22 protein-coding genes and 2 pseudogenes are annotated in these 24,564 nt (G+C 69.2%); 15 read left to right on the forward strand and 9 right to left on the reverse strand.

What is annotated here, in order from left to right:
- Positions 1–50: 50 nt before the first annotated feature.
- The 3 genes from paaK to M2165_RS15170 are packed head-to-tail and all read right to left on the reverse strand — an operon-like array spanning position 51 to position 2,632.
- Positions 51–1,367, reverse strand: a complete 1,317-nt coding sequence (gene paaK, locus M2165_RS15160; protein WP_280815433.1) for a phenylacetate--CoA ligase PaaK — start codon at positions 1,365–1,367, stop codon at positions 51–53.
- The gene (gene paaI, locus M2165_RS15165) at positions 1,364–1,825 is read right to left on the reverse strand and encodes a hydroxyphenylacetyl-CoA thioesterase PaaI (protein WP_280815434.1); all 462 of its coding nucleotides are present in this window, start codon (positions 1,823–1,825) and stop codon (positions 1,364–1,366) included. Before paaI ends, paaK begins: the two co-directional genes overlap by 4 nt.
- 3 nt (positions 1,826–1,828) lie before the next feature.
- Positions 1,829–2,632: an enoyl-CoA hydratase-related protein gene (locus tag M2165_RS15170; RefSeq protein WP_280815435.1), complete on the reverse strand. Its 804-nt coding sequence runs from the start codon at positions 2,630–2,632 to the stop codon at positions 1,829–1,831.
- 154 nt (positions 2,633–2,786) lie between these two features.
- Between M2165_RS15170 and M2165_RS15175 the strand changes: the two genes are divergently transcribed.
- Both M2165_RS15175 and M2165_RS15180 read left to right on the forward strand, forming a co-directional pair.
- Complete coding sequence (locus M2165_RS15175) at positions 2,787–3,389, forward strand: phenylacetic acid degradation protein PaaY (protein ID WP_280815436.1); 603 nt, start codon at positions 2,787–2,789, stop codon at positions 3,387–3,389.
- Between the two features lie 79 nt (positions 3,390–3,468).
- On the forward strand, positions 3,469–4,137 hold the full coding sequence (locus tag M2165_RS15180) for a TetR/AcrR family transcriptional regulator (RefSeq protein WP_280815437.1): 669 nt from the start codon (positions 3,469–3,471) through the stop codon (positions 4,135–4,137).
- A 70-nt stretch (positions 4,138–4,207) separates the two neighbouring features.
- On the opposite strand, the gene M2165_RS15185 is transcribed toward M2165_RS15180, so the two are convergent.
- From M2165_RS15185 to M2165_RS15200, 4 genes are read right to left on the reverse strand one after another with little or no spacing between them, the layout of a single operon-like run.
- Positions 4,208–5,245: a VWA domain-containing protein gene (locus tag M2165_RS15185; protein ID WP_280815438.1), complete on the reverse strand. Its 1,038-nt coding sequence runs from the start codon at positions 5,243–5,245 to the stop codon at positions 4,208–4,210.
- Positions 5,242–6,234 carry a DUF58 domain-containing protein gene (locus M2165_RS15190; RefSeq protein WP_280815439.1) on the reverse strand — a complete coding sequence of 331 codons (993 nt, stop codon included), beginning with the start codon at positions 6,232–6,234 and terminating at the stop codon, positions 5,242–5,244. The genes M2165_RS15185 and M2165_RS15190 overlap by 4 nt, the downstream gene beginning before the upstream one ends.
- Positions 6,215–7,228, reverse strand: a complete 1,014-nt coding sequence (locus tag M2165_RS15195) for a MoxR family ATPase (protein ID WP_280815440.1) — start codon at positions 7,226–7,228, stop codon at positions 6,215–6,217. Before M2165_RS15195 ends, M2165_RS15190 begins: the two co-directional genes overlap by 20 nt.
- 47 nt (positions 7,229–7,275) lie before the next feature.
- Positions 7,276–8,256, reverse strand: a complete 981-nt coding sequence (locus tag M2165_RS15200; RefSeq protein WP_280815441.1) for a trypsin-like peptidase domain-containing protein — start codon at positions 8,254–8,256, stop codon at positions 7,276–7,278.
- 89 nt (positions 8,257–8,345) lie between these two features.
- On the opposite strand from M2165_RS15200, the gene M2165_RS15205 reads away from it, so the two are divergent.
- From M2165_RS15205 to M2165_RS15235, 7 genes are all read left to right on the forward strand, one after another.
- On the forward strand, positions 8,346–9,206 hold the full coding sequence (locus M2165_RS15205) for a TatD family hydrolase (protein WP_280815442.1): 861 nt from the start codon (positions 8,346–8,348) through the stop codon (positions 9,204–9,206).
- Positions 9,207–9,339: 133 nt separating this feature from the next.
- Complete coding sequence (locus M2165_RS15210) at positions 9,340–9,798, forward strand: hypothetical protein (protein ID WP_280815443.1); 459 nt, start codon at positions 9,340–9,342, stop codon at positions 9,796–9,798.
- Positions 9,799–9,880: 82 nt separating this feature from the next.
- On the forward strand, positions 9,881–10,408 hold the full coding sequence (locus M2165_RS15215; protein ID WP_280815444.1) for a DNA-deoxyinosine glycosylase: 528 nt from the start codon (positions 9,881–9,883) through the stop codon (positions 10,406–10,408).
- Complete coding sequence (locus M2165_RS15220) at positions 10,408–11,169, forward strand: spermidine synthase (protein WP_280815445.1); 762 nt, start codon at positions 10,408–10,410, stop codon at positions 11,167–11,169. Before M2165_RS15215 ends, M2165_RS15220 begins: the two co-directional genes overlap by 1 nt.
- A 113-nt stretch (positions 11,170–11,282) precedes the next feature.
- On the forward strand, positions 11,283–13,073 hold the full coding sequence (locus M2165_RS15225) for a GspE/PulE family protein (RefSeq protein ID WP_280815446.1): 1,791 nt from the start codon (positions 11,283–11,285) through the stop codon (positions 13,071–13,073).
- A 118-nt stretch (positions 13,074–13,191) separates the two neighbouring features.
- Positions 13,192–13,677, forward strand: a complete 486-nt coding sequence (locus M2165_RS15230) for a tripartite tricarboxylate transporter TctB family protein (protein ID WP_280815447.1) — start codon at positions 13,192–13,194, stop codon at positions 13,675–13,677.
- 19 nt (positions 13,678–13,696) lie between these two features.
- On the forward strand, positions 13,697–15,208 hold the full coding sequence (locus tag M2165_RS15235) for a tripartite tricarboxylate transporter permease (RefSeq protein ID WP_280815448.1): 1,512 nt from the start codon (positions 13,697–13,699) through the stop codon (positions 15,206–15,208).
- 56 nt (positions 15,209–15,264) lie between these two features.
- Here the strand turns inward: M2165_RS15235 and M2165_RS15240 are convergent, their stop codons facing one another.
- On the reverse strand, positions 15,265–16,197 hold the full coding sequence (locus M2165_RS15240; protein WP_280815449.1) for a LysR family transcriptional regulator: 933 nt from the start codon (positions 16,195–16,197) through the stop codon (positions 15,265–15,267).
- A gap of 96 nt (positions 16,198–16,293) precedes the next feature.
- Between M2165_RS15240 and M2165_RS15245 the strand changes: the two genes are divergently transcribed.
- The 5 genes and pseudogenes from M2165_RS15245 (at position 16,294) to M2165_RS15265 (ending at position 22,523) form a co-directional block, all read left to right on the forward strand.
- A complete protein-coding gene (locus M2165_RS15245) occupies positions 16,294–17,271 on the forward strand; it encodes a tripartite tricarboxylate transporter substrate binding protein (RefSeq protein WP_280815450.1) in 978 nt (325 codons plus the stop codon).
- A 42-nt stretch (positions 17,272–17,313) separates the two neighbouring features.
- Positions 17,314–18,927, forward strand: a complete 1,614-nt coding sequence (locus M2165_RS15250; RefSeq protein WP_280815451.1) for a gamma-glutamyltransferase family protein — start codon at positions 17,314–17,316, stop codon at positions 18,925–18,927.
- A 27-nt stretch (positions 18,928–18,954) separates the two neighbouring features.
- Positions 18,955–19,867: pseudogene (locus M2165_RS15255) on the forward strand (DMT family transporter).
- A 37-nt stretch (positions 19,868–19,904) separates the two neighbouring features.
- On the forward strand, positions 19,905–20,696 hold the full coding sequence (locus M2165_RS15260) for an SDR family oxidoreductase (RefSeq protein WP_280815452.1): 792 nt from the start codon (positions 19,905–19,907) through the stop codon (positions 20,694–20,696).
- 30 nt (positions 20,697–20,726) lie between these two features.
- Entirely contained in the window at positions 20,727–22,523 is a 1,797-nt protein-coding gene (locus M2165_RS15265; RefSeq protein WP_280815453.1) for a DUF5672 family protein, read from the forward strand.
- 31 nt (positions 22,524–22,554) lie between these two features.
- Here the strand turns inward: M2165_RS15265 and M2165_RS15270 are convergent, their stop codons facing one another.
- The gene (locus M2165_RS15270; protein WP_280815454.1) at positions 22,555–23,457 is read right to left on the reverse strand and encodes a DMT family transporter; all 903 of its coding nucleotides are present in this window, start codon (positions 23,455–23,457) and stop codon (positions 22,555–22,557) included.
- Positions 23,458–23,576: 119 nt separating this feature from the next.
- On the opposite strand from M2165_RS15270, the pseudogene M2165_RS15275 reads away from it, so the two are divergent.
- Positions 23,577–24,561: pseudogene (locus M2165_RS15275) on the forward strand (quinone oxidoreductase).
- Positions 24,562–24,564 lie beyond the last annotated feature (3 nt).

Consider the following 24,564-nt stretch of genomic DNA (forward strand, 5'->3'; position numbering starts at 1 on the left):
CCCCCCTCGCGCAGCAGAGGGGGGAGACGCGAAGCGGCTTGGGGGGTGTTTCATTTCGGTCTTGTGTCGATCACGCGCCGGGCCTTGCCGGTCTGCGTGCGTTCGATCGAGTCGGGGTCGAACACGCGCACCGTGGTCGAGATGCCGACCAGCGTCTTCACGCGCTCCTGCACCCAGCCCGCGATCGCGCGGCGCTCGGCCTCGTCGACCTGCGCGTTGCGGTGCTCGAGTTCGCAGTGCACCTCGACCTCGTCGAGCAGGCCCTCGCGGCGCACATGCACCTGGTAGAGCCCCGAGAGCCGCTCGTGCGCGAGCACGATCTCCTCCACCTGCGTGGGAAACACGTTCACGCCGCGGATGATCATCATGTCGTCGCTGCGCCCGACGATCTTGCCCATGCGGCGGAAGGCGCGCGAGGTCGGCGGCAGCAGGCGCGTGAGGTCGCGCGTGCGGTAGCGGATCACCGGCATCGCTTCCTTGCTGAGCGAGGTGAAGACCAGTTCGCCCTCTTCGCCGTCGGGCTTCGGCTCGCCGGTCTCGGGGTCGATGATCTCGGGATAGAAGTGGTCTTCCCAGATCACCGGGCCGTCCTTGCTCTCGACGCATTCGCTCGCCACGCCCGGGCCCATCACTTCGGAAAGGCCGTAGATGTCGACCGCGTCGATGCCCGCCTTGGCCTCGATGTCGCGGCGCATCGCCTCGGTCCAGGGCTCGGCGCCGAAGATGCCGATGCGCAGCGAGCTCGCCTTCGCATCCAGCCCCTGGCGCTCGAACTGCTCGATGATCACCTGCATGTAGCTGGGCGTGACCATGATGATGTCGGGCCGGAAGTCCTGGATCAGCTGCACCTGCTTCTCGGTCTGGCCGCCCGACATCGGCACCACGGTGCAGCCCGCGCGCTCGGCGCCATAGTGCGCGCCCAAGCCGCCGGTGAAGAGGCCGTAGCCGTAGGCCACGTGGACCATGTCGCCGGGGCGGCCGCCGGCCGCGCGGATCGAGCGCGCCACGAGGTCGGCCCAGGTGTCGATGTCCTTCAGCGTGTAGCCGACCACCGTCGGCTTGCCCGTGGTGCCCGAAGAGGCATGGATGCGTGCCACCTGCGTACGCGGCACCGCGAACATGCCGAAGGGATAGTTGTCGCGCAGGTCGCTCTTGACCGTGAACGGAAACTTCGAAAGGTCGGCCAGCGTCTTCAGGTCGTCGGGGTGCACGCCCTTGGCGTCGAATGCCCTGCGGTAGTGCGGCACGTTCTCGTAGGCGCGCCGCAGCGTGGCGCGCAGGCGCTCGATCTGCAGCGCCGTGATCTCGTCGCGGCTCGCGGTCTCGATCGGCTCGAGTTCGCCGGGGGCGGGCTGTCTGGCGGTCATGGGGTGGTGTCTCCTCGTTCGGCGACGGCCGGGCGGCCCCTGGCCGTGTACGAACGGCCGCGGAACATCGCGATGCGCTCGCCGCGCTGGTTGGTGATCTCGGTGTCGTAGACGCCGGTGCGGCCGGCCTTCGAGACCTCGAAGCAGCGCGCCGTCAGCAGGTCGCCCTCGCGCGCGGGCGCGATGAAATCGATCGCGAAGCCCGAGGCCACGGTCAGCTCGTTGTACGAGTTGCAGGCGAAGGCGAAGGTCGAGTCGGCCAGCGTGGCCATGAAGCCGCCGTGGCAGATCGCATGGCCGTTGAGCATGTCGGCGCGCACGCGCATCTCGATCGTGGCCTGGCCGGGGCCGACCTCGACGATGCGCATGCCCAGGCCCTTGCTCGCGTTGTCGTTCGCGAACATGCCGTCGCGCACGTGCTCGGCGGTCTGCTGCGGGGTGCGTGGCGGTTGTGGCATGGCTCAGCGGTCCTTGAAGACGGGGGCGCGCTTGGCGCGGAAGGCTTCGACGCCTTCACGGTAGTCGTGGGCCCGGCCGAGTTCGCGCTGGATGCGCGCTTCGTTCGCGAGCGCTTCCTCGATGGTCATGCCCTGGGCGGCTGCCATCGCCGCGCGCGTGGCGACCAGCGCCTGCGTCGGCATGGCCGCGAGCCGCGACGCGAGCGCGGCGGCCGTCTCGGCCAGCGCCGCATCGTCCACGCACTCCCAGATCAGGCCGATGCGCGCGGCTTCCTCGGCCGGCAGCTTGTCGCCGAGCAGCGCGAGGCCCAGCGCCCGCGCCGGTCCGACCAGCCGCGGCAGCAGCCAGGTGCCGCCGGTGTCGGGCACGAGTCCGATCTTGGTGAAGGCCTGGATGAAGCTTGCCGATCGCCCGGCCACGACGAGGTCGCAGCAGAGCGCCAGGTTCGCGCCCGCGCCGGCCGCCACGCCGTTGACGGCCGCGACCACCGGCACCGGCATCGTGCGGATGCGCGCGACCAGCGGGGCGTACCAGGTGGCGATGACCTCGCCCAGGTCCTTGGGCGCGGCGCCGGGCGTGGTGTCGGGCGCGACCGCGGGGTCGGCCAGGTCCTGGCCGGCGCAGAAGGCGCGGCCCGCGCCCGTGAGCACCACGCAGCGCACGGCCGTGTCATTGGCCGCGCGTTCGAGCGCGGCCATCAGCTCGGCATGCATCGCGGTCGTGAAGCTGTTGAGCGCCGCGGGCCGGTGGAGGCTCAGCGTGCGGACCGCACCGGCGTCGCCGGTGAGAACCAAAGGTTCCGCCATGGGGTTGTCTCTCGTGGTTGTGGCCGGTCGATGAGGATCGCAAACACTATTGACCGACCGTTCGGTTGATTTTAGGATCGTCCCCGGTGCCGGCACAAGGCGCCGCCGCCTCGGGCAAACCCTGAGCCGCGGCCATCCGCAGGAGACCCATCGAATGCCCAGCTATTCCATCGACGGCGTGATCCCCGTCGTCGACCCCACGGCCTACGTGCATCCGAGCGCGGTGCTGATCGGCGACGTGATCGTCGGCCCGCGCTGCTACGTGGGCCCGTGCGCGAGCCTGCGCGGCGATTTCGGCCGCATCGTGCTGGAGGAGGGCTCGAACGTGCAGGACCACTGCTGCGTGCACGGCTTTCCCGACCAGGACACGGTGGTCGAGGTCAACGGCCACATCGGCCACGGCGCGATCCTGCACAGCTGCATCGTGCGGCGCGATGCGCTCGTCGGCATGAACGCGGTGGTGATGGACGAGGCCGAGATCGGCGAGCAGGCCATCGTCGCCGCCTGCGCCTTCGTGCCGGCGGGCATGAAGGTGCCCGCGCGCACGCTCGTGGCCGGCATTCCCGCCCGGGTGAAGAAGACGCTGAGCGAGGAGGAGATCGCCTGGAAGCTCGAAGGCACGCAGACCTACCAGGCGCTCACCGAACGCAGCCTCGCGAGCCTGCGCGAGGTGGCGCCGCTGCCGCGCATGGAGCCCGACCGCCCGCGCCTGCCCGAGTTCGACGTGCGTTCGCTGATCGCGACGCGGCGCGGCTAGGTGCGAGGGGCGCCCGCGCGCTTCATGCAAGATCGCGGGTTGTCCGCAAACCGCCTCCCAGGAAGAAAGAAGAAGACCGATGCCGCGTGGAAGATCCGCCACCTACGACGACCAGCGCGAATTCATCCTCGCGCGCGCGGCCGGGCTGTTCGCGCGCCGCGGCTACCCCGCCACCTCGATGAACCAGGTGGCCGAGGCCTGCGGCCTCTCGAAGGCGACGCTCTACCACTACTACAGGGACAAGAGCAGCCTGCTCATCAGCATCGCCGAGACGCATGTCTCGCGCCTCGCGGCGCTGGTGGCCGAGGAAGAGGCTTCGCCCCACACCGACGAGGAGCGGCTGCGCCGCTTCATCTACCGCATCGTCGAGGAATATGCCGGCGCGCAGGATGCCCACCGGGTGCTGACCGACGACGTGCGCTTTCTGGAAGACGCGGACCGCGAGCGCGTGCTCGACCAGGAGCGCGAGGTGGTGGCGGCCTTCGCGCGCGCGGTCTCGGCGCTGCGCCCCGGCGCGCCGAGCGACGACCTCGCCAAGCCGCTGACCATGCTGCTGTTCGGCATGATCAACTGGATGTTCACCTGGATGAAACCCGGCGGCCGCCTCGACCACGCCTCGATCGCGCCGATCGTGGCGGATCTGTTCCTGGGGGGGATCGGGGCGGTGAAGGCGCCGGGGGGGAGCGGGAGCGGACGGCCGAACGCAGAGGTCGCGAAGGTTTCGCAGAAGTCGCCAAAGAAAACCTAGAAAAGTTTTCTCTTCTGCGACTTCTGCGTAGTTTTTGTCTTCCTTCTGCGTTCGGCTACTCGATCCCGCTTCAAAGAATCCGGTTGAACCAAAGCAGCGACAGCCCCGCCGACAGCAGCGTGAGGATCGCCGCGCCGAGCGCGAACAGCGCCGAGATTTCGGTTTCCTTCTTCTCGACCGTGAGGCGCGAACTCAGCGTTTCGTAGACCTTCTTGAGGTCGCTCGCGGTGCCGGCGTAGAAGTATTCGGCCTGGGTCTTGTTGGCCACGGCCTTCAACGTTTCCTCGTCGAGCCGCACGCGCATCGACCAGCCCTCGAAGCCGATGGTCTCGCCGTCCACCGTGCCCACGCCCACCGTGTAGATGCGCACGCCGCGGTCCGCGGCCGCCTTGGCGGCGTCGAGCGGATCGACGCCGGTGGTGCGCTGGCCGTCGGTCAGCATGATGATCGCGGCCGAGGTGAAGGAGCCCGGCGCGACCGGCGTGAACGCCTTCGCCTGCTTCTCGGTCTGGTCGATCGGCGTGCCGCGCTGGCGGCTCGGCGCGCTGAACTGCGAGACGTCGATGCCGGCGTCGGGGAACAGCGTGGCGAGCGAGACGACGATGGCGTTGCCGGTGGCCGTGGCGCGCTGCAGCTGGAAGCTGTCGATCGCGGTCACCAGGTCGTCGTGGTTGGTGGTGGGCAGCTGCGCCACCTGCGCGCTGCCCGCGAAGGCCACGATGCCGACCTTCACATGGCGCGGCAGGTCCTTGATGAAGCTCTTGGCCGCCTCCTGCGCGGCGACGAGCCGGTTGGGCTGCACGTCGGCCGCGCGCATGCTGCCCGAGACGTCCATCGCGAGGATGATGGTCTGCTGGTTCGACGGCAGCAGCACCACCGCCATCGGCCGCGCGGCCGCGACCAGCATGGCTGCCATCGCGAGCAGGAACAGCAGCGGCGGGATGTGTCGTCGCAGGCTCTGGCCGGCACCCATGGCCTCGCGCACGATCGACAGGCTGGCATAGCGCACCGCGATCTTCTTCTTGCGGCGGATCAGCCAGACGTAGAGCAACACCAGCAGCGGCAACGCCGCCAGCAACCAGAGGAATTGAGGCCAGAGGAATGTCATGCTGCCACCGCCTTCTTGCTGCTGCCCGGACCGACGCGCGTGCGGCGCTTGCGCATGTCGGCGAAACGAACGATCGCCTCGACCAGGTCGTCGCTGGTCGACAGCTCGAGCGCATCGACGCCGGCCTTCGCGAGCGCGGCGCGCAATGCCTGTTCGCGCTCCGCGGCCAGCCGCGCGAAGCGCCTGCGGAAGCCCGCGTCGTGCGTGTCGACCCAGAGCTGCTCGCCGGTCTCGGCGTCGCGCAGCGGCACCAGGCCGAGGTCGGGCAGCTCGAGCTCGAGCGGGTCGAACAGCCGCACCGCGACCACCTCGTGCCGCTGCACCAACTGGCCGAGCGGGCGCTCCCAGCCGGGCTCGCTGAGGAAGTCGGACACCACGAACACCGTGGAGCGGCGCGGCATCAGCATCGCGGCCGACTGGAGCAGGTCGGCCAGCCGCGTCATGCCCTTCTGCGCGGGCACGGCCGCGGCCTTGTCGGCGCGGCGTTCCATCGCATGCAGCAGGTGCAGCACGTGCCGGCGGCCGCTGCGCGGCGGGATCACCGCTTCGAGGTCGCTGCCGTAGACCAGCGCGCCCACGCGGTTGCCGTGGCGCGTGAGCAGGCGCGCGAGCACGCCGACGAAGCCGGCCGAGATCTCGCGCTTGGCCTTTTGGCCCGAGCCGAAGTCGACCGAGCGGCTCAGGTCCAGCACGAACCAGGCCGCCATCTCGCGGTCTTCGGTGAAGACGCGCACATAGGGCGTCTGCAGCCGCGCGGTGACGTTCCAGTCGATGTGGCGCACGTCGTCGTGGTGCTGGTATTCGCGCAGGTCGGCCAGGTCGAGGCCGGTGCCGCGCATCAGCGTGCGGTAGTTGCCCTGCAGCAGGCCGTCGAGCCGGCGGATCACCGTCCATTCGAGCCGGCGCAGCGCGCGCTCCGCGCCGCCCGCCTGCGCGAGGAGGCGTTCGTCGTTCGCGGCTGCAGGGGCCTTACGCCACCAGCTTTTCATGTTCGAGGGGTTTCGGGGGAGCGGGCACGGCCTTCATGATCTTCTCGATCAGCCCGTCGGGCGTGAGGCCTTCCGACAATCCTTCGTAGGAAAGCGTCACACGGTGCCGCAGCACGTCGGGCACGAGCGCCGTCATGTCCTCGGGCAGCGCGTAGCTGCGGCCGCGCAGCAGCGCGAGCGCGCGGGCGCCCTCGGTCAGGCTGATGCTCGCGCGCGGGCTCGCGCCGAAGGTGATGAAGCGGCGCATGTCCTTCAGGCCGTGCTTGTCGGGCGTGCGCGTGGCGGACACCAGCTTGACCGCGTACTGGATCAGCGAAGGATCGACGTAGACGCGCCGCGCCTCGGCCTGCAGCGCCGCGAGCTGCTCGGTGGTGGCGACCGGGTTGGCCTCGACCGGCGCGCCGATCACGCGCTGGACGATGACGAATTCCTCCTCGTCGCTCGGATAGTCGACCAGCACCTTCATCATGAAGCGGTCGACCTGCGCCTCGGGCAGGGGGTAGGTACCCTCGGTCTCGATCGGGTTCTGCGTGGCCATGACGAGGAAGGGGCGCGGCACGCGGTGCGTCTCGCCGGCGATCGTGACCTGGCGCTCCTGCATCACCTCGAGCAGCGCGCTCTGCACCTTGGCGGGCGCGCGGTTGATTTCGTCGGCCAGCAGCAGGTTCGCGAACACCGGGCCGAGCGAGGTGCTGAACTCGCCAGTCTTCTGGTTGTAGATGCGCGTGCCCACGAGGTCCGCCGGCACCAGGTCGGGCGTGAACTGGATGCGCTTGAACTGGCCGCGCACGGTGTCCGACAGGGTCTTGACGGTGAGCGTCTTCGCGAGCCCCGGCACGCCCTCGACCAGCAGGTGCCCGCCCGCGAGCATCGCGACCATCACGCGCTCGAGGAAGCGGTCCTGGCCCACCACCACGCGCTTGACCTCGTAGAGGATCTGCTCCATCAGCTCGGCCGTGGCGGTAGAGGTGGAATAGGGGGAATCGGTGCTCATGCGATGGCCTCTTGCTGGATGGACGGATGGTCGCGGCGGATGGCGGTTCAGAACGGCGGCGAGCCCGCGGCCGATGCCGCGTTCTCGATCGGCACCGCGAAGCCGATGCCGATGAAGGTGCGCTGCTGCGTCGGGTTGAGGATGGCGGTGACGATGCCGAGCACCTCGCCATCCATGTTGACCAGCGGCCCGCCCGAATTGCCGGGGTTGGCCGCGGCGTCGAACTGGATCAGGTTGCCGAGCTCCTGCTTGCCCTCGGGCGAGCGGAACGAGCGCTTCAGGCCCGAGACCACGCCGGCCGAGACCGAGGGCCCGATGCCGAACGGAAAGCCGACCGCGGCCACCTGGTCGCCGGGCTGCAGGTCGGCGGTCGAGCGCATGACCGCGGGGATCAGATCGTCGGGAATCTTCTGGGCCTGCAGCACCGCGAGGTCGTTCTCGGGCTGCACGCCGGTGATGGTGGCCGTGGCCTCGAAGCCGTCGGAGAAAGTGACCTTGATCGTCTCCGAGCCTGCGACCACGTGCAGGTTGGTGAGGATCACGCCCTTGTCGACGATGACCACGCCGGTGCCCACGCCGCGCTCGACCTGGCCGGGCGGCGCTTCGTCGCTGGGCGCCTCGGGCGGCTTGCCTTTGGCGAGGTTGCGGCCGCGCTTCTGCACCTTGGCTTCGGGCGTGGCCTTCTCGGGGCCGTAGCCGACCACGCGCACCACCGAGGGCCGCACGATCTCGGCCGCCTTGGCCGCGGGAGAGGGCAGTGTCTGCGTCTGCAGCGTGCGCAGCACGGCGGCGTCGATGTCCTTCTGCGTGAGGGTCTTCGCGCCCGGGTGCGGCCACCAGGCGGCGCCGGCCACGAGCGCGGCGCTCAGCACGATCAGCAGCGCGAAGCTGCGGCGGCCGGGCTGCCAGGGCGCCTTGGCGGGCGCGGGGTTCGACGAAGCGGGCGGCGCGCCGGCCTCGTCGACCGCGGGTTCGGCCGCTTCAGGCAGCGTGCGGGGCGAACGGCTGTAGAGAGCGGGCCTGCGCATCGAAGCACCTCCGGCAAAAGGATGACGGGAGAGGGAGCCACAGTAGCACGCTTTGTTCTGCCTTGCATCCCTTCGGGCATCATGCGGCGATGGCTGTGTTCATCGATACCCACTGTCACCTCGACGCGCCCGAATTCGGTGCGGAAATGCCCCTCATCCGCGCCCGCGCGGCCGCGCGCGGCGTGGCGCTGTGCGTGATCCCGGCGGTCGGCGTCTTCAACTTCGAGGCCGTGCGCGCGCTCGCCGAGGCGCAGGGCGATGCCTATGCGCTGGGCATCCATCCGCTGTGCACCGGCGATGCCAGGGAGGCCGACCTCGAGACGCTCGACGCCGAGCTCGCGGCGCGGCGCGACGATCCGCGCCTGGTGGCGGTCGGCGAGATCGGGCTCGACTATTTCGTCGAGGGGCTCGACAGCGACAAGCAGCAGCACTTTTTTCACACTCAGTTGCAACTTGCGCGCAAGCACGGGCTGCCGGTGCTCATCCATGTGCGCCGTTCGGTCGACAAGGTGCTCAAGCATCTGCGCCAGACGGCGGGCGGTCGGCCGTGGCAGGGAATCGCGCACGCCTTCAACGGCAGCGAGCAGCAGGCGAAGGCCTGCATCGAGCTCGGCCTCAAGCTGGGCTTCGGCGGCGCCGTGACCTTCGAGCGCGCGCTGCAGCTGCGGCGGCTCGCGGCCACGCTGCCGCTCGACGCGATGGTGATGGAGACCGATGCGCCGGACATCCAGCCGCACTGGATCTACCGCACGCAGGCGCAGCGCGCGGCCGGCGAGCCGCAGGGCCGCAACGAGCCCGGCGAGTTGCCGCGCATCGCCGAAGTGGTGGCGCAGTTGCGCGGCATCGGCGTCGACGAACTGGCCGACGGCACCACGCGCAATGCGCTCGCGGCGATGCCGCGGCTCGAAAGTCTGCTCGCCGTGTCGGAGGGCCGGCCGCCGCCCGCGTAGGCCGGAATCCCGACTTGCGCCAGCGCGCGCGGGACGCGCTTTTTTGCTGTCATCCTTGCCGTGCGAAGTGACGTTGCCTGAGCAGTGGCAACCCCGTCACTCCCGATCGACAACTGCAAGAAGGAGTCTTCCAATGACCACATCCAAGATCCGCACCCTGCCTGCCGCGCTGGCCCTGGCGCTCGCTGCCGTCGGCGTGTCCGCCGTGGCGCAGACCGCCGCGCCGGCCACCGCCGAACCCACGCTCACCGAGCGCGCGAAGGAGACCGGCAGCGATGCCGTGGACGCGACCAAGCGCACCACCAAGAAGGCCGTGAACGCCACGGAAAACGGCGCCGAGAAGGCCTGGGACGCCACCAAGCGCACCACGAAGAAGGCCGTGAACGCGACCGAGCAGGGCACCGAGAAGGCGTGGGACGCGACCAAGCGCACCACCAAGAAGGCGACCCACGCCACCAAGAACGTGGCCGCGAAGACCGGCGATGCGGTCGAGACCGCCGGCCACAAGACCGCCGACGGCATGCGCAGCGCCGGCCATGCGATCGGCGAGAAGGTGCCCGGCACCGCCGAGCACGAAGCGGCCAAGAAGTAAGCAGGCTTCGACCGGCCCTCCCGAAAAGACCCGCTGCGGCGGGTTTTTTCATGGGCGCGCGGCAATGCCAAGATCAGGCCCCATGAACCCATCCACCGCATCCGGCCAGGGCAGCCCGGTGCTCACCGGCCTGGCGCCGATCGTCTCGAGCGAAACCGTGGTGCTGATCCTCGGCAGCTTCCCGGGCGTTCGGTCGCTCGAACTGCAGCAGTACTATGCGCATCCCCAAAACCAGTTCTGGAAGATCTTGCAAGCCGTCTGGCCCCACCACCCGCTGCCGATGGGCGCGGACAGCTATCCCGAAAAGAAGGCCTGGCTGCTCGAACGCGGCCTGGGCGTGTGGGACGTCTACGCGGCCTGCGAGCGCGAGGGCAGCCTCGATTCGGCCATCCGCGCCCCCGTGGTGAACGACATCGCGGGGCTGCACCTGCCGAAGCTCGCCGCCATCGCGCACAACGGCGGCGAGAGCTTCAAGCACGCACGCCACACGCGCACGCTCGGCGTGCCGGTCTACCCGCTGCCGTCCACCAGCCCCGCCAACGCGTCCTGGCGCTTCGAGCGCAAGCTCGCGGCCTGGCGCGAGGTCTTCGCCGCCCACCACCTTCTTTGATGGCCACGAGCAAAAGCAAAATCACCGCGCTCCCCGAAGTCAACTTTTCCGACTGGGGCGACATCCGCTACCTGCACCTGGGCACCGAATGGGTCCAGGGCTCGATGAAGCTCGACGCGCCGTTCGAGATCGAACTCGAATACGTGCAGCGCATGATGGCCTGGCTGCTGTTCGCCGAGCCGAAGAACGTCGCCAACCTGCATGCGATGCAGCTCGGCCTGGGCGCGGCCACGCTCACCAAGTTCTGCCGCAAGACATTGCGCATGCGCACCACGGCGATCGAGCTCAACCCGCAGGTGGTGTCGGCCTGCCGCGGCTGGTTCAAGCTGCCGGCCGACGACGCGAAGCTGCGCGTGGTGATCGCCGATGCGGCGTTGGAGATCCGCCGGCCCGAATGGCAGGGCAGCGTCGATGCGCTGCAGGTCGACCTGTACGACCACGAAGCCGCCGCGCCGGTGCTCGACAGCGAGGACTTCTATGCCGACTGCCGCGCATTGCTCACCGAGGAGGGCTGCATGACGGTCAATCTCTTCGGCCGCTCGTCGAGCTACGAGCGCAGCCTCGAGAAGATCGCCGGTGCCTTCGGCGCCGATGCGGTCTGGGCCTTCAAGCCGACGCGCGAAGGCAACACGGTGGTGCTGGCGCAGCGCACGCCGGTCCGGCCGAAGCGCGAAGCCCTTGCCGAGCGCGCCCAAACGATCCAGACTCGATGGGGCCTGCCCGCGCCCAAGTGGCTGCGGGTCTTCAAGCCGCTGGAATGAGCACGCCCCCAGGCTTGCCCACTTCATGTGGCCGTCAACCCCCTCGCCGGGGGCGGCACCAGCGGCCCGGCAAAGCCGGCCCCGCGGTGTTTCTGCAATGAATTCGCCTTGATATGACTGCCGTGCCCACCGTTTCCGCCCCCCTGGACGCCCGCCACGAAGGCCCGCTCGACCTGCGCCGCCTGATCGAGTGGCTCGCGGCCGACGGCGTGATCTCCCCCATGGAGGCCAAGCGCACCATCGCGCGCTGCGCCCAGGCCGAGAGCCGGCAGGCGCCGCTGGTGCGCCTCGCCAACGTCGCGATGACGCGCGAGAGCGACGGCAAGCCGCTCGACCTCGAGATGCTCACGCAATGGCTCGCGGGCCGCGCGGGGCTGTCGTACCTGCGCATCGATCCGCTCAAGGTCGACGTGGGCAAGGTGGCCGACACCATGAGCGCGGCCTACGCCGAGCGCCACAAGGTGCTGCCGGTGCAGGTGCTGCCCAACGAGGTGGTGGTGGCCACGGCCGAGCCCTTCCTGACCGACTGGATCGCCGAGGTCGAGCGCCAGTCGCGCCGCACGGTGCGCCGCGTGGTGGCGAACCCGGCCGACATCCAGCGCTACACGGCCGAGTTCTTCGCGCTGGCCAAGTCGGTGCGCGCCGCGCAGAAGGCCGGCGGCAACACGGGCGGCGCGAGCTTCGAGCAGCTGGTCGAGCTCGGCAAGAGCACCAAGCAGCTCGACGCCAACGACCAGAGCGTGGTGCAGGTGGTCGACTGGCTCTGGCAGTACGCCTTCGACCAGCGCGCGAGCGACATCCATCTGGAACCGCGCCGCGAGCAGGGCGTGATCCGCTTCCGCATCGACGGCATCCTGCATCCGGCCTACCAGATGCCCATGGGCGTGATGAATGCGATGGTGTCGCGCATCAAGCTGCTGGGCCGCATGGACGTGGTCGAGAAGCGCCGCCCGCTCGACGGCCGCATCAAGACGCGCAACATGCGCGGCGACGAGATCGAGATGCGCCTGTCGACGCTGCCGACCGCCTTCGGCGAGAAGATGGTGATGCGGATCTTCGACCCCGACACCGCGGTCAAGGACCTCGATGCGCTCGGCTTCTCGCAGCACGACGCGCAGCGCTGGGAACAGCTCGTCACGCGGCCCAACGGCATCATCCTCGTGACAGGACCGACGGGCTCGGGCAAGACCACCACGCTCTACTCCACGCTCAAGCGCGTGGCGACCGAGGAGGTCAACGTCAGCACGGTGGAGGACCCGATCGAAATGATCGAGCCCTCGTTCAACCAGACGCAGGTGCAGCCGCAGCTCGACTTCGGTTTCACCGAGGGCCTGCGCGCGCTGATGCGGCAGGACCCGGACATCATCATGGTGGGCGAGATCCGCGACCTCGCCACCGCCGAGATGGCGGTGCAGGCCGCGCTCACCGGCCACCTCGTCTTCAGCACGCTGCATACCAACGATGCGCCGAGCGCGATCACGCGGCTGATGGAGCTCGGCGTGCCCTCGTACCTCATCAACGCCGTGATGCTCGGCGTGCTGGCGCAGCGGCTGGTGCGCACGCTGTGCCCCAACTGCAAGCAGCCCGACGAGGGCATCACGCGCGAGAAGCTCGAGACCATCGTCAAGCCGTGGCAGATCACCGGCTCGGTGCGCGCCTACAAGCCCGTGGGCTGCGTGGACTGCCGCATGACCGGCTACATGGGCCGCATGGGCCTGTACGAGCTGCTGAGCATCAGCGAGGACTTCAAGGGCCAGGTCACCAAGGAGCCGAACCTCGCCGGGCTGCGCCGGCAGGCGGTGATCGACGGCATGCGCCCGCTGCGCCTGGCGGGCGCGCTGCGCGTGGCCGAGGGCGTCACCACCATCGAGGAAGTGCTCAGCGCCACGCCGCCGCTGGAGTAGGCGGGGCGGCATGCAGTATTTCGGGTTATCCCTAACTTTCTGGTTAGTGGAACCCACATCAACCTGACCTCTGGCTGACCGGACAATCCCGCATCGAAATCTTTCGAGGAGACTGTTCGTGAAAATCAAAAGTCAGAAGGACTTTTTCTCGGGCCTGATGTTTGCGGTCGTGGGCGTGGCATTCGCATGGGGCGCCACCACCTACAGCGTAGGCACCGGCGCCCGCATGGGACCCGGCTACTTCCCGCTGATGCTCGGCATCCTGATGGCCGTCATCGGCCTGGCAATCATGTTCAGCGGCCTCACCGTCGAGACCACCGACGGCGAGCCGATCGGCAAGTGGGCCTGGAAGCAGGTGGTGTTCATCCTGGGCGCCAACCTCGCCTTCGGCGTGCTGCTCGGCGGCCTGCCGGCCTTTGGCATCCCCGCCATGGGCATGATCATCGCCATCTACGCGCTCGTGATCATCGCGAGCCTCGCAGGGCATGAGTTCAAGCTCCCCACCGTGCTGATCCTGGCCACCGTGCTCGCCGTCGGCAGCTACGTGGCCTTCATCTGGGCACTCAAGCTCCAGATCCAGGTCTGGCCGACCTTCATCGGTTGAGAAGAAGAAAGCTGCGTTCATGGAACTGTTTGAACACCTCTCGATGGGTTTTGGCGTTGCCTTTACCTTCACCAACCTGCTCTACTGCCTCGCCGGCTGCATCCTGGGCACGCTGATCGGCGTGCTGCCGGGCATCGGCCCGGTCGCGACCATCGCGATGCTGCTGCCCGCCACCTATGCGCTGCCGCCCGTGTCGGCGCTGATCATGCTGGCCGGCATCTACTACGGCGCGCAATACGGCGGCTCGACCACCGCCATCCTGGTCAACCTGCCGGGCGAATCGTCCTCGGTGGTGACCGTGATCGACGGCTACCAGATGGCGCGCAAGGGCCGTGCAGGTCCTGCCCTCGCGGCGGCCGGCCTCGGTTCGTTCTTCGCCGGTTGCGTGGGCACGCTGATCCTCGCGGCCTTCGCGCCGCCGCTGACCGAGCTGGCCTTCAAGTTCGGCCCGGCCGAATACTTCTCGCTGATGATCCTGGGCCTGATCGGCGCGGTGGTGCTGGCTTCGGGCTCGCTGCTCAAGGCCATCGGCATGATCGTGCTCGGCCTGCTGCTCGGCCTCGTCGGCACCGACGTGAACTCGGGCGTCGCGCGCTTCAGTTTCGACATTCCCGAACTGACCGACGGCATCGGCTTCGTCGCGATCGCCATGGGCGTGTTCGGCTACGGCGAAATCATTGCCAACCTCTCGCGCCCCGACGACGAGCGCGAAGTGTTCACCGCCAAGGTCTCGGGCCTGTTCCCGACCAAGGACGACTTCAAGCGCATGATCCCCGCCGTGCTGCGCGGTACCGCGCTGGGCTCGTCGCTGGGCATCCTGCCGGGCGGCGGCGCACTGCTGTCGGCCTTCGCGGCCTACACGATCGAGAAGAAGACCCGACTGCAGCCCGGCGAAGTGCCCTTCGGCAAGGGCAACATCCGCGGCGTGGCGGCCCCCGAGGCGGCCAACAACGCCGGTGCGCAGACTTCCTTCATCCCGCTGCTGACGCTGGGCATTCCGCCCAACGCGGTGATGGCGCTGATGGTGGGCGCGATGACCATCCACAACATCCAGCCCGGCCCGCAGGTGATGACCAGCAACCCCGAGCTGTTCTGGGGCCTGATCGCCTCGATGTGGATCGGCAACGCGATGCTCGTGATCCTGAACCTGCCGCTGATCGGCCTGTGGATCAAGCTGCTGACGGTGCCCTACAAGTTCCTGTTCCCGGCCATCGTGCTGTTCTGCGCCATCGGCGTGTACTCCACGAACAACAACACCTGGGACATCTGGATGGTCGGCATCTTCGGCTTCGTGGGCTACACCTTCTTCAAGCTGGGTTGCGAGCCGGCGCCGCTGCTGCTGGGCTTCATCCTCGGGCCGATGATGGAAGAGAACCTGCGCCGCTCGCTGCTGCTGTCGCGCGGCGACTGGAGCGTGTTCGTCACGCGCCCGATCTCGCTCGGCCTGCTGCTGGCCGCGGCACTGCTGCTCGTGATCGTGCTGCTGCCGGCCGTCAAGGCCAAGCGCGAAGAAGCCTTCGTCGAGGATTGAACGGCCCCCGTCCCTCGCACAACCAGCAACGGCGCCTTCGGGCGCCGTTGCTGTTTTCAGGGCTTGTTGTTGTTCGCTCTCGGGGGCTTCATGTGCTGCCTTGCCATCGCGAGGAAGGCCATCGCCGCGGGCGTGAGCGGATGCTTGGCGAGGCGGATCGCGACCACCGGGTATTCGAGCACCGGCCGGGTCACGGCCACGGCGCGCAGGTTGCCGGGCATCAGCACTTCCACGTAGCGCGGCAGCAGCGCCACGCCGGCGCCGGCCTGGATCAGGCCGAAGGCGGTGGAGAGCATCGAGACGTGATGCACCACGCGCGGGTACACGTTGGCCATGCTCGAGAGCTGACGGCTCACGGCGCGCCACACGTTGGCATCGGGATTGACGTGGATGAAGGGCAGCGCCTCCAGGTGGCGCGCATCGACCACCACGCGCTGCGCGAGCGGATGGTCGTCGCGCACGAACAGCGCCATGCGCTCGGTGAAGAGCGGCTCGGTCGCGAGCTCCGAATGCTTCTGCCCGATGTCGGAGCCGAAGCCGAGGTCGGCCTCCTGCGACAGGATGCGCGAGATCATCTGCTCGGCCGTACTGTCGAGCAGGGTCGCGGCAAGGGTGGGATGCGCGTGCGAGAAGCGCTCGAGCATCGGCGGCAGCAGCGCACCCGCGGTCAGGTGGCCGACCGCAAGCACCACGCGGCCCTCGCGCAACTGCGACTGCGAACGGCACGCCTCGACCGATTCATCGATGAGCCGCAGCGCGCGCACGGCGGTCTCGGCCATCAGCTGGCCGGCGCCGGTGAGCTGGATGCGGCGCCCCCGCACCACCAGCGGCTGCCCGAGCTCTTCCTCCATGCGCTTGACGAGGTGGCTGATCGCCGGCTGCGTGAGCTGCAGGGTCTCGGCCGCGCGCGTGAAGCTGCCCGATTCGGCCACCGCCGCGAGCGCCCGGAGCTGCTGCAGCGAGACCGCTTCCGTCGCGAGTCTTGTCATAAGCGTTGCTCATAGTTGAATAAGGTGGATTATCTGGCTTGATGTGCAAGGGCTGCATAGCATGGAAGGTTTCTCCAACGGTCCAGAATCAGCACCATGAAAAGAATCCAGTTCCTCCATGGCCTCGCGGCGGCGTTCTGCATGGCCGCATCGACGGCCAGCCTGGCGCAGCAGGGCTACCCGGCCAAGCCGGTGCGGCTGATCGTGCCGTTCCCGGCCGCCGGTGCCACCGATCTCTTCGCGCGCACGCTGGGCCAGAAGATGAGCGAGAAGCTCGGCACCACGCTGGTCGTCGACAACAAGCCCGGCGCCGGCGGCGCCATCGGCTCCGACCTGGCGGCGAAGGCACCGGCCGACGGCTACACGCTGCTGCTGGCCACCACCAGCACCCATTCGATCGGCCCGGCCATCACGAGCCGGCTGCCCTACGACACGGTGCGCGACTTCACGCCCATCGCCCACGTGGGCGAGGCGCCGAGCATCATGCTGGTGCCGGTCAATTCGCCCGCGAAGAACGTGCGCGAATGGGTCGACTACGCGAAGAAGAACCCCGGCAAGCTCAACTACGCATCGAGCGGCAACGGCACCATCGTGCAGCTCACGGCGGAGCTCTTCAAGTCGCAGGCCGGCGTGTTCGTGACGCACATTCCGTACAAGGGCACCGCGCTGGCCATTCCCGACCTGATCAGCGGCAAGGTCGACGTGCTGTTCGACTCGCTGCCCACGGGCATGCCGCACGTGCGCGACGGGCGCCTCCGTGCGCTCGGCGTGACCAGCCTCAAGCGCAGCCCGCTCGCGCCCGAGCTGCCGGCCATCGCCGAGACCCTGCCGGGCTTCGAGTCGAACACCTGGTTCGGCTTCTATGGCCCGAAGGGGCTGCCCGCCGACGTCGTGGCGCGCGTCAACAAGGCGGCCAACGAGGCGCTGGCCGATCCCGAAGTGAAGGAGAAGCTCTCGCGCCTGGGCATCGAGCCCGCGACGCCCGGCACGCCCGAGCAGTTCGCGAAGATGGTGGCGACCGACGCCGCCAAGTGGAAGAAGATCGTGGTCGAACGCAAGATCACGAATGACTAGCGCGCCGCAGGCCGCCCGTTCAAAGACTTTTGGAGACACCCCATGAACTTCGATTTCGCCAATCCCTATCCCACCACCCGCATCCCCGTCTTCGCGCGCAACGTGGTGTCGACCTCGCATCCGCTCGCCTCGCAGGCCGGGCTGCGCATGCTGCAGCAGGGCGGCAATGCCGTCGATGCGGCCATCGCCACGGCCGCGGTCATGACGCTGGTCGAGCCGGTGAGCAACGGCCTCGGCAGCGATGCCTTCTGCATCCTGTGGGACGGCAAGGAGCTGCACGGCCTCAATGCCTCGGGCCGGGCGCCCCAGGCGTGGACCCCCGAGTACTTCAAGGCCAAGTACGGCGCCGACGCCACCACGCCGCCGATGCGCGGCATCGATTCGGTCACGGTGCCGGGCGCGGTGCGCGGCTGGGTCGCGCTGAGCGAGCGCTTCGGCAAGCTGCCGTTCGCGGACCTGCTCGCGCCGGCCATCGACATCGCCGAGCGCGGCTACCTCGTGCCGCCCGTGGTGCAGCAGAAGTGGGCCGCCGCCACGCCGGTGCTCGAAGGGCAGGCGGGCTTCGCGCAGGCCTTCATGCCGCGCGGCCGTGCGCCCGAGGTCGGCGAACTGTTCCGCTTCGCGGCGGCCGCGCGCGCGCTCAAGGCCATCGCCCGCACCAAGGGCGAGGCCTACTACAGCGGCGAGATCGCCGAGGCGCTCGCGAAGTTCTCGAAGCAGCAGGGCGGCGCGCTGACGGTGGCCGACCTCTCGGCCTACCAGCCCGAGTGGGTCCAGCCGATCTCGCGCGACTACCGCGGCCACACGCTGCACGAGATCCCGCCCAACGGCCAGGGCATCGCGGCGCTGATCGCGCTCGGCATCCTCGAGAAGTTCGACATCGCTTCGCTGCCGGTCGACTCGGTGGCCTCGCAGCATCTGCAGATCGAGGCGATGAAGCTCGCCTTCGCCGACGTGTACCGCTACGTCTCGGAGCCATCGTCGATGACGGTGACCCCCGCGCAAATGCTCGATGACGCCTACCTCGCCTCGCGTGCGAGACTCATCGACGTGAAGAAGGCACAGGATTTCAAGGCCGGCAATCCCGTGAAGGGCGGCACCATCTACCTCACGGCCGCCGACGAGCGCGGCATGATGGTGAGCTTCATCCAGAGCAACTACATGGGCTTCGGCTCGGGCTGCGTGGAGCCCGAATTCGGCATCAGCCTGCAGAACCGCGGCCACGGCTTCAGCCTGAACGCCGAGAGCCCCAACGTGGTGGCGCCCGGCAAGCGGCCGTTCCACACGATCATTCCGGCCTTCCTCACCAAGGACGGCCAGCCGGTGATGAGCTTCGGCGTCATGGGCGGCAACATGCAGCCGCAGGGCCACATGCAGACGCTGGTGCGCATGCTCGACTACCGCCAGAACCCGCAGGCCGCCTGCGACGCGCCGCGCTGGCGCTTCAACGCCGGGCTCGAGATCAACGTCGAGGCCGCGATGAACCCCGCCACCGTGCAGGGCCTGCGCGAACTCGGCCACCAGCTCGAGGTGATCAACGACTCCTACCAGGACTTCGGCGCGGGCCAGTTCATCTGGCTGGCGGGCGATGCCTCGGTGGAAGGCTACGTGGCCGCGAGCGACGCGCGCCGCGACGGCCAGGCCGCAGGATACTGAGGCCGTCCCACCCACTTTCGCGACCCCTTGAGCACCGAAAAGAAGAACCTCGTCCCCGGCCTCGTTCTCGCATCGCTCGGTGCGGTCGCGTTCAGCGGCAAGGCCATCATCGTCAAGCTGGCGTACCGCTACGGCGTCGACGCCATCACGCTCATCATGCTGCGCATGCTGTTCGCGCTGCCGCTGTTCGCGCTGATGGCGTGGTGGGCGGGGCGGGGCAAGCCGGCGCTCACGCTGCGCGACTGGCTCGGCGTCGTGGTGGCTCGGCTTCTCGGGCTACTACCTCGCGAGCTTCCTGGACTTCGCGGGGCTGGCCTACATCTCGGCCAGCTTTGAGCGGCTGATCCTCTACCTCAACCCGACGCTGGTGCTGCTGTTCGGCTGGCTGCTGTACCGCCGTCGCGCCACGCGGCCGCAGGTGCTCGGCATGGTCGTGAGCTATGCCGGCGTGCTGCTGGTGTTCGGCCACGAGCTCTGGACCGGCGGCGACGGCAAGGGCGGCGGGGCGGCGGCCTGGGGCGCCTTCCTGGTGTTCCTGAGCGCGGTGAGCTATGCGGGCTACCTCGTCTACAGCGGCGAATTCGTCAAGCGCCTCGGTTCGCTGCGGCTGGTGGGGCTGGCCACCACCGTGGCCTGCGTGCTGTGCATCCTGCAGTTCGTGCTCACGCGGCCGATGAGCGCGGCGATGCAGCTCGCGCCGCAGGTGCTGTGGCTGTCGGTGCTCAACGCCATACTGTGCACCGCGGTGCCGGTGCTGATGGTCATGATGGCCATCGAGCGCATCGGGCCCGCGATGGCGGCGCAAACGGGCATGATCGGCCCGCTGTCGACGATCCTCATGGGTGTCGTCATACTCGGCGAGCCGTTCACCGCGTGGATCGCGGCCGGCACGGTGCTCGTGATCGCGGGCATCTTCGTTTTCACACGCTCGGGGCGCTAGCGCGCGATCCCGGGCAGACCAGGACAGGAGCAAGGACATGGATTTGGGCATTGCAGGCAGGACCGCGCTGGTGTGCGGCGCGAGCAAGGGGCTGGGCTACGGTTGCGCCGAGGCGCTGGTGCGCGAGGGCGTGAACGTGGTCATCGTGGCGCGCGGCGCCGAGGCGCTGGAGGCGGCTGCCAAAAAGCTGGCCGAGGCGGCCGGCCCGGGCGGCCCCTTCGTCAAGCACGTGGCCGCCGACATCACGACCGAGGCCGGCCGCGCCGCCGTGTTCGCGCTCGGCCACGACTTCGACATCGTCGTCACCAACGCCGGCGGCCCGCCGCCCGGCGACTTCCGCAACTGGAACCGCGAGGCCTGGATCAAGGCCGTCGATGCCAACATGCTCACGCCGATCGAGCTCATCAAGGCCACGGTGGACGGCATGGCGAAGCGCGGCTTCGGCCGCATCGTGAACATCACCTCGAGTTCGGTGAAGTCGCCGATCGACATCCTGGGCCTGTCGAACGGCGCGCGCAGCGGCCTCACCGGCTTCGTGGCTGGCGTGGCGCGCACGGCGATCGCGGCGCAGGGCGTGACCATCAACAACCTGCTGCCGGGTTCCTTCGACACCGACCGCCTCAAGGGCACGATGGCGGGCACGGCGCAGAAGACCGGGCAGGACTTCGACACCGTCTGGGAAGCGCGCAAGAAGAACATTCCCGCCAGGCGCTTCGGCACGCCGGCCGAGTTCGGCGCGATCTGCGCCTTCCTGTGCAGCATGCAGGCGGGCTACATGACCGGCCAGAACGTGCTGGCCGACGGCGGCGCCTACCCCGGCACCTACTGAGAACGGGCTCGCGGCGACGGGAGGCGCAGCGTGAACGCCGGGGCGCCGTTCGAGAAGATCACGCTGGTCTCGGTCACCGGCCTGCCCGACGCCACCGGCGCCGCCATGGCGCTGCAGCTGAGCCTGGCGCAGATGCCCGGCGCGCGGGCGCTGCTGTGCAGCCCGCGCATGCCGCCCGATCTCGCGCCCGGCATCGCACACCGCGCGATCGCGCCGCTGAACTACCACGAGTACGGCTGGTTCATGATGTTCGCGCTCTGGCGCGTGGTGCAGACCGAGTTCGCGCTCGTGGTGCAGGAGGACGGCTGGGTCGTCGATGCCGGCAACTGGCAGGACGCGTTCTTCGACTACGACTACATCGGCGCGCCGATCCATCTCGCGCGCATCGACGGGCCGCAGGGCACCTACTGGCGCAACGGCTTCGAATGGGCCGAGGACATGGCCAGGCCCGGCCACGTGGTCACGCCGGTCCAGAACGGCGGCTTCAGCCTGCGCAGCCGGCGCTTCATGCGCGCGCTGGTCGACCATCCGCAGATCCGCGTGGAGATTCCGCCGCCCGACGTGGTGGACGGCGAGCCGCTGCGGATGCACTGGCACCACAAGGCGCTGCTCGAGGACGTACAGCTCAGCGGCGTGCTGCGGCCCGCGCTCGAGGCCGTGGGGATGCGCTTCGCGCCGCTGGAGCTGGCGCGCCGCTTCGCGATCGAGCATGCGGCGCCGCAACTGCACCAGGGCTACGACGCCATGCGGCTGTTCGGCCACCATGCCAAGGTGCGGCAGCTCGCGCGCCTGTCGCCGCTCACGCTGCGTTCGCTGGTGCCGCTGTCCATGCTCGACCAGTGGTGGGGCGAGCGCGACATCCTGCGCATGTTCGAGCAGCGGGGCTACCGCATCGAGTTCGCGCCCGAGCCCGAAGCGCCCGCGCCGGCCGCCGCGTCGCGCAGGGTCTACGACTGCTTCACCTACAACGGCGAGGCGGACGTGCTCGCGATCCGGCTGCACGAGCTCTCCGAGGTGGTCGACTGCTTCGTGATCGTCGAGGCCGACCGCACCTTCAGCGGCGAGGCCAAGCCGTTTCGCTTCGACGCGGCCGACCCGCGCATCGCGCCCTTCGTGCCGCGCATCCGCTATGTGCGCGTGCAGGACATGCCGGTGGTCGATGGCACGGCCGATGCCGAGGCGGTGGTGGGCGACTGGTGGTCCGATACGCCGCGCAGCGGCTTCTGGATCCGCGAGAAGTTCCAGCGCAACCAGATCATGCGCGGCCTGCACGATGCCGCCGCGCACGATCTCGTGCTGGTCTCCGACGTGGACGAGATTCCCCGCGCCGGCGCCGTGTGTGCCATGCGCGACGACCGCCGCCACGAGGTCTACGGGCTGCAGCTGGCCTTCTACTACTTCTACGCCAACTACCGCAACGTCGAAGGCCCCGAGGCCGCGTCGGTATGGACGGTGGCCGCCACGCGTGCGCGGCTCGACGCCCTCACGCCCGACCAGTTGCGCATGCGGGTGCGCAGCGGCGCGCAGCCGGCGCTGATCCTGGCCGACGCCGGCTGGCACCTGTCCTACCTCGCGATGGACGAGGCCGCCGTGCGCGTCAAGATCCGCGGCTTCGCGCACCAGGAGTACAACGCGCCCGAATTCCTCGCGGCGATCGACATTCCGGCGCTGCTGGCCTCGGGCAGGGATCTCTACGGCCGGCCGGGCTATGCATGGCGCGTGGTCGGACGCGACGAGGCGCCTGCGTGGCTGGCCGGCCAGCCGGGCCTGTCGCATCTGTTCGCACCGGCGCCGTCCGGGGCGGCGCGCTCTGGCGGGAGGTCTTGAGCGCCTGGCGCGGCCCCCCCGGACCGGCTTCTCAGCGCCGCGACGACACCACGATCCCGCCCACGATCAGCAGGAAGGCGACGCCGTGGTACCAGTGCGGCGGCTCGCGCAGGAAGGCGGCCGACAGCACGGCCGCGAACAGCGGCGTGAGGTTCATGAAGATGCTGGCCGCCTGCGGGCCCGCGCGCTGGACGCCGGTGCCCCAGCAGCGGTAGGCCACCACCGCCGGGCCGACGCCGATGAACAGCATCGCCGCGGCCAGTGGCCAGCCGACGTCGACGTGCGCGGCCGCCACGGCCCATTCGCCCGCGGCCAGCGCGCCCGACCATCCGAGGCCGAACACCAGCTGCGCCATCAGGAAGGCGGCCCAGTCCTGCCGGATGCCCGCGGGCTGGTGCGTGCGCACCAGGAACCAGCTGTAGAAGGCCCAGGAGATGGTGCCCGCGATCATGTAGAGGTCGCCCGGCACCAGCCGCAGCGCGAGCAGCTGCTGCCATTCGCCGCGGCTCAGCACCAGCAGCACGCCGAGCATCGAGAGCAGCGCCCCGCCGACCTCGCGGCCGCTCACGCGCGCGCCGAAGAACAGCGTGCCCGTCGCCAGCATCCACAGCGGCAGGCTCGATCCCACCAGCGTGACGTTGATCGGCGTCGAGGTCTGCAGCGCGAGGTACTGGAAGGCGTTGTAGCAGCCGATGCCGAGCAGCCCGAGCACGGCGTAGCGCCTCCAGTGCGGCCACAGCGCGCTGCCGCGGCGCAGGATCGGCCAGGCCAGCGGCAGCAGCAGCGCGAAGGCGATGACCCAGCGCACGAAGTTCAGCGTCAGCGGTGAGACCAGATCGCGCACGAGGCGGCCGACCACGGCATTGCCGGCCCACAGCAGCGGCGGCACGGTGAGGAGGAAGACGGTGGACGGCGAGAGGCGCTGGGTCTGCATGGCGGCCGACTCTACCGGGCATCGTCGGCCGCCGCCGCGGCAGGGCCAAACGTGGCAGGATGCGCGCTTCCGCGTCCATTTTTCCTTCCTGTCGTAAGCCTGGAGACCTAGCAGAGATGATGAGCAAAGCCGTCCGTATCGACCGCCATGGCGGCCCCGAGGAACTGAAGATCGTCGAGGTGGAAGTCGGCGAGCCCGGCCCGGGCGAGATCCGCATCCGCCACAAGGCCAGTGGGCCTGAACTTCATCGACACCTACCAGCGCAGCGGGCTCTATCCCTTCCAGATGCCGCTGCAGCTCGGCATGGAGGCCGCGGGCGTGGTCGAGGCGGTGGGTGAGGGCGTGGTGCATCTGAAGCCGGGCGACCGCGCCGCCTACGCGAGCCAGCCGCCGGGCGCCTACAGCGAGCTGCGGGTGATGCCCGCCAAGTGCGTCTGCCGGCTGCCCGACGACATCTCCTTCGAGACCGGCGCCGCGATGATGCTCAAGGGCCTGACCGCGCAGTACCTGCTCAAGAAGACGCTGCCGGCCGAAGGCCTGCAGGCCGGCGACTTCATCCTCTTCCATGCGGCGGCCGGCGGCGTCGGGCTGATCGCCTGCCAGTGGGCCCGGGCGCTGGGCCTGCAGCTCATCGGCACCGCGGGCAGCGATGCGAAGTGCGAACTCGCGCTCGCCCACGGTGCGACGCATGCCATCAACTACAGCACCGGCAACTTCGTCGAGCGGGTGAAGGAGATCACCGGCGGCAAGGGCGTGAAGGTGGTGTACGACTCGGTGGGCAAGGACACCTGGGAAGGCTCCATCGACTGCCTGCGGCCCTTCGGCCTGCTCGCGGTGTTTGGCAACGGCTCGGGTCCGGTGCCGCCGATCAGCCTCGGCACGCTGGCGTCGAAGGGTTCGCTCTACGTGACGCGGCCGACGCTGTTCACGCACATCGCCACGCGCGAGAGCACGCAGGCCATGGCCGACGACCTGTTCGCGGTGGTGCGAAGCGGCGCGGTCAAGATCCCGATCGACCAGCGCTACGCGCTCGCCGACGTGCAGCAGGCGCACCGCGACCTGGAAGCGCGCAGGACGACCGGCTGCACCATCCTGACGGTCTGAGCC

The organism is Variovorax sp. TBS-050B (assembly GCF_029893635.1).
In the GTDB taxonomy this organism is placed as follows: Bacteria; Pseudomonadota; Gammaproteobacteria; order Burkholderiales; family Burkholderiaceae_C; genus Variovorax.

What these genes read in the sequence shown, in the direction of transcription:
- M2165_RS15270 (WP_280815454.1), bottom strand. Translation starts at nt 23,457, where the DNA reads ATGCAGACCCAGCGCCTCTCGCCGTCCACCGTCTTCCTCCTCACCGTG.
- M2165_RS15195 (WP_280815440.1), bottom strand. Translation starts at nt 7,228, where the DNA reads ATGAGCACCGATTCCCCCTATTCCACCTCTACCGCCACGGCCGAGCTG.
- M2165_RS15225 (WP_280815446.1), top strand. Translation starts at nt 11,283, where the DNA reads ATGACTGCCGTGCCCACCGTTTCCGCCCCCCTGGACGCCCGCCACGAA.
- M2165_RS15180 (WP_280815437.1), top strand. Translation starts at nt 3,469, where the DNA reads ATGCCGCGTGGAAGATCCGCCACCTACGACGACCAGCGCGAATTCATC.
- M2165_RS15210 (WP_280815443.1), top strand. Translation starts at nt 9,340, where the DNA reads ATGACCACATCCAAGATCCGCACCCTGCCTGCCGCGCTGGCCCTGGCG.
- M2165_RS15245 (WP_280815450.1), top strand. Translation starts at nt 16,294, where the DNA reads ATGAAAAGAATCCAGTTCCTCCATGGCCTCGCGGCGGCGTTCTGCATG.
- M2165_RS15250 (WP_280815451.1), top strand. Translation starts at nt 17,314, where the DNA reads ATGAACTTCGATTTCGCCAATCCCTATCCCACCACCCGCATCCCCGTC.
- M2165_RS15235 (WP_280815448.1), top strand. Translation starts at nt 13,697, where the DNA reads ATGGAACTGTTTGAACACCTCTCGATGGGTTTTGGCGTTGCCTTTACC.
- M2165_RS15185 (WP_280815438.1), bottom strand. Translation starts at nt 5,245, where the DNA reads ATGACATTCCTCTGGCCTCAATTCCTCTGGTTGCTGGCGGCGTTGCCG.
- paaI (WP_280815434.1), bottom strand. Translation starts at nt 1,825, where the DNA reads ATGCCACAACCGCCACGCACCCCGCAGCAGACCGCCGAGCACGTGCGC.
- M2165_RS15175 (WP_280815436.1), top strand. Translation starts at nt 2,787, where the DNA reads ATGCCCAGCTATTCCATCGACGGCGTGATCCCCGTCGTCGACCCCACG.
- M2165_RS15215 (WP_280815444.1), top strand. Translation starts at nt 9,881, where the DNA reads ATGAACCCATCCACCGCATCCGGCCAGGGCAGCCCGGTGCTCACCGGC.
- M2165_RS15200 (WP_280815441.1), bottom strand. Translation starts at nt 8,256, where the DNA reads ATGCGCAGGCCCGCTCTCTACAGCCGTTCGCCCCGCACGCTGCCTGAA.
- M2165_RS15190 (WP_280815439.1), bottom strand. Translation starts at nt 6,234, where the DNA reads ATGAAAAGCTGGTGGCGTAAGGCCCCTGCAGCCGCGAACGACGAACGC.
- M2165_RS15260 (WP_280815452.1), top strand. Translation starts at nt 19,905, where the DNA reads ATGGATTTGGGCATTGCAGGCAGGACCGCGCTGGTGTGCGGCGCGAGC.
- paaK (WP_280815433.1), bottom strand. Translation starts at nt 1,367, where the DNA reads ATGACCGCCAGACAGCCCGCCCCCGGCGAACTCGAGCCGATCGAGACC.
- M2165_RS15240 (WP_280815449.1), bottom strand. Translation starts at nt 16,197, where the DNA reads ATGACAAGACTCGCGACGGAAGCGGTCTCGCTGCAGCAGCTCCGGGCG.
- M2165_RS15205 (WP_280815442.1), top strand. Translation starts at nt 8,346, where the DNA reads ATGGCTGTGTTCATCGATACCCACTGTCACCTCGACGCGCCCGAATTC.
- M2165_RS15170 (WP_280815435.1), bottom strand. Translation starts at nt 2,632, where the DNA reads ATGGCGGAACCTTTGGTTCTCACCGGCGACGCCGGTGCGGTCCGCACG.
- M2165_RS15220 (WP_280815445.1), top strand. Translation starts at nt 10,408, where the DNA reads ATGGCCACGAGCAAAAGCAAAATCACCGCGCTCCCCGAAGTCAACTTT.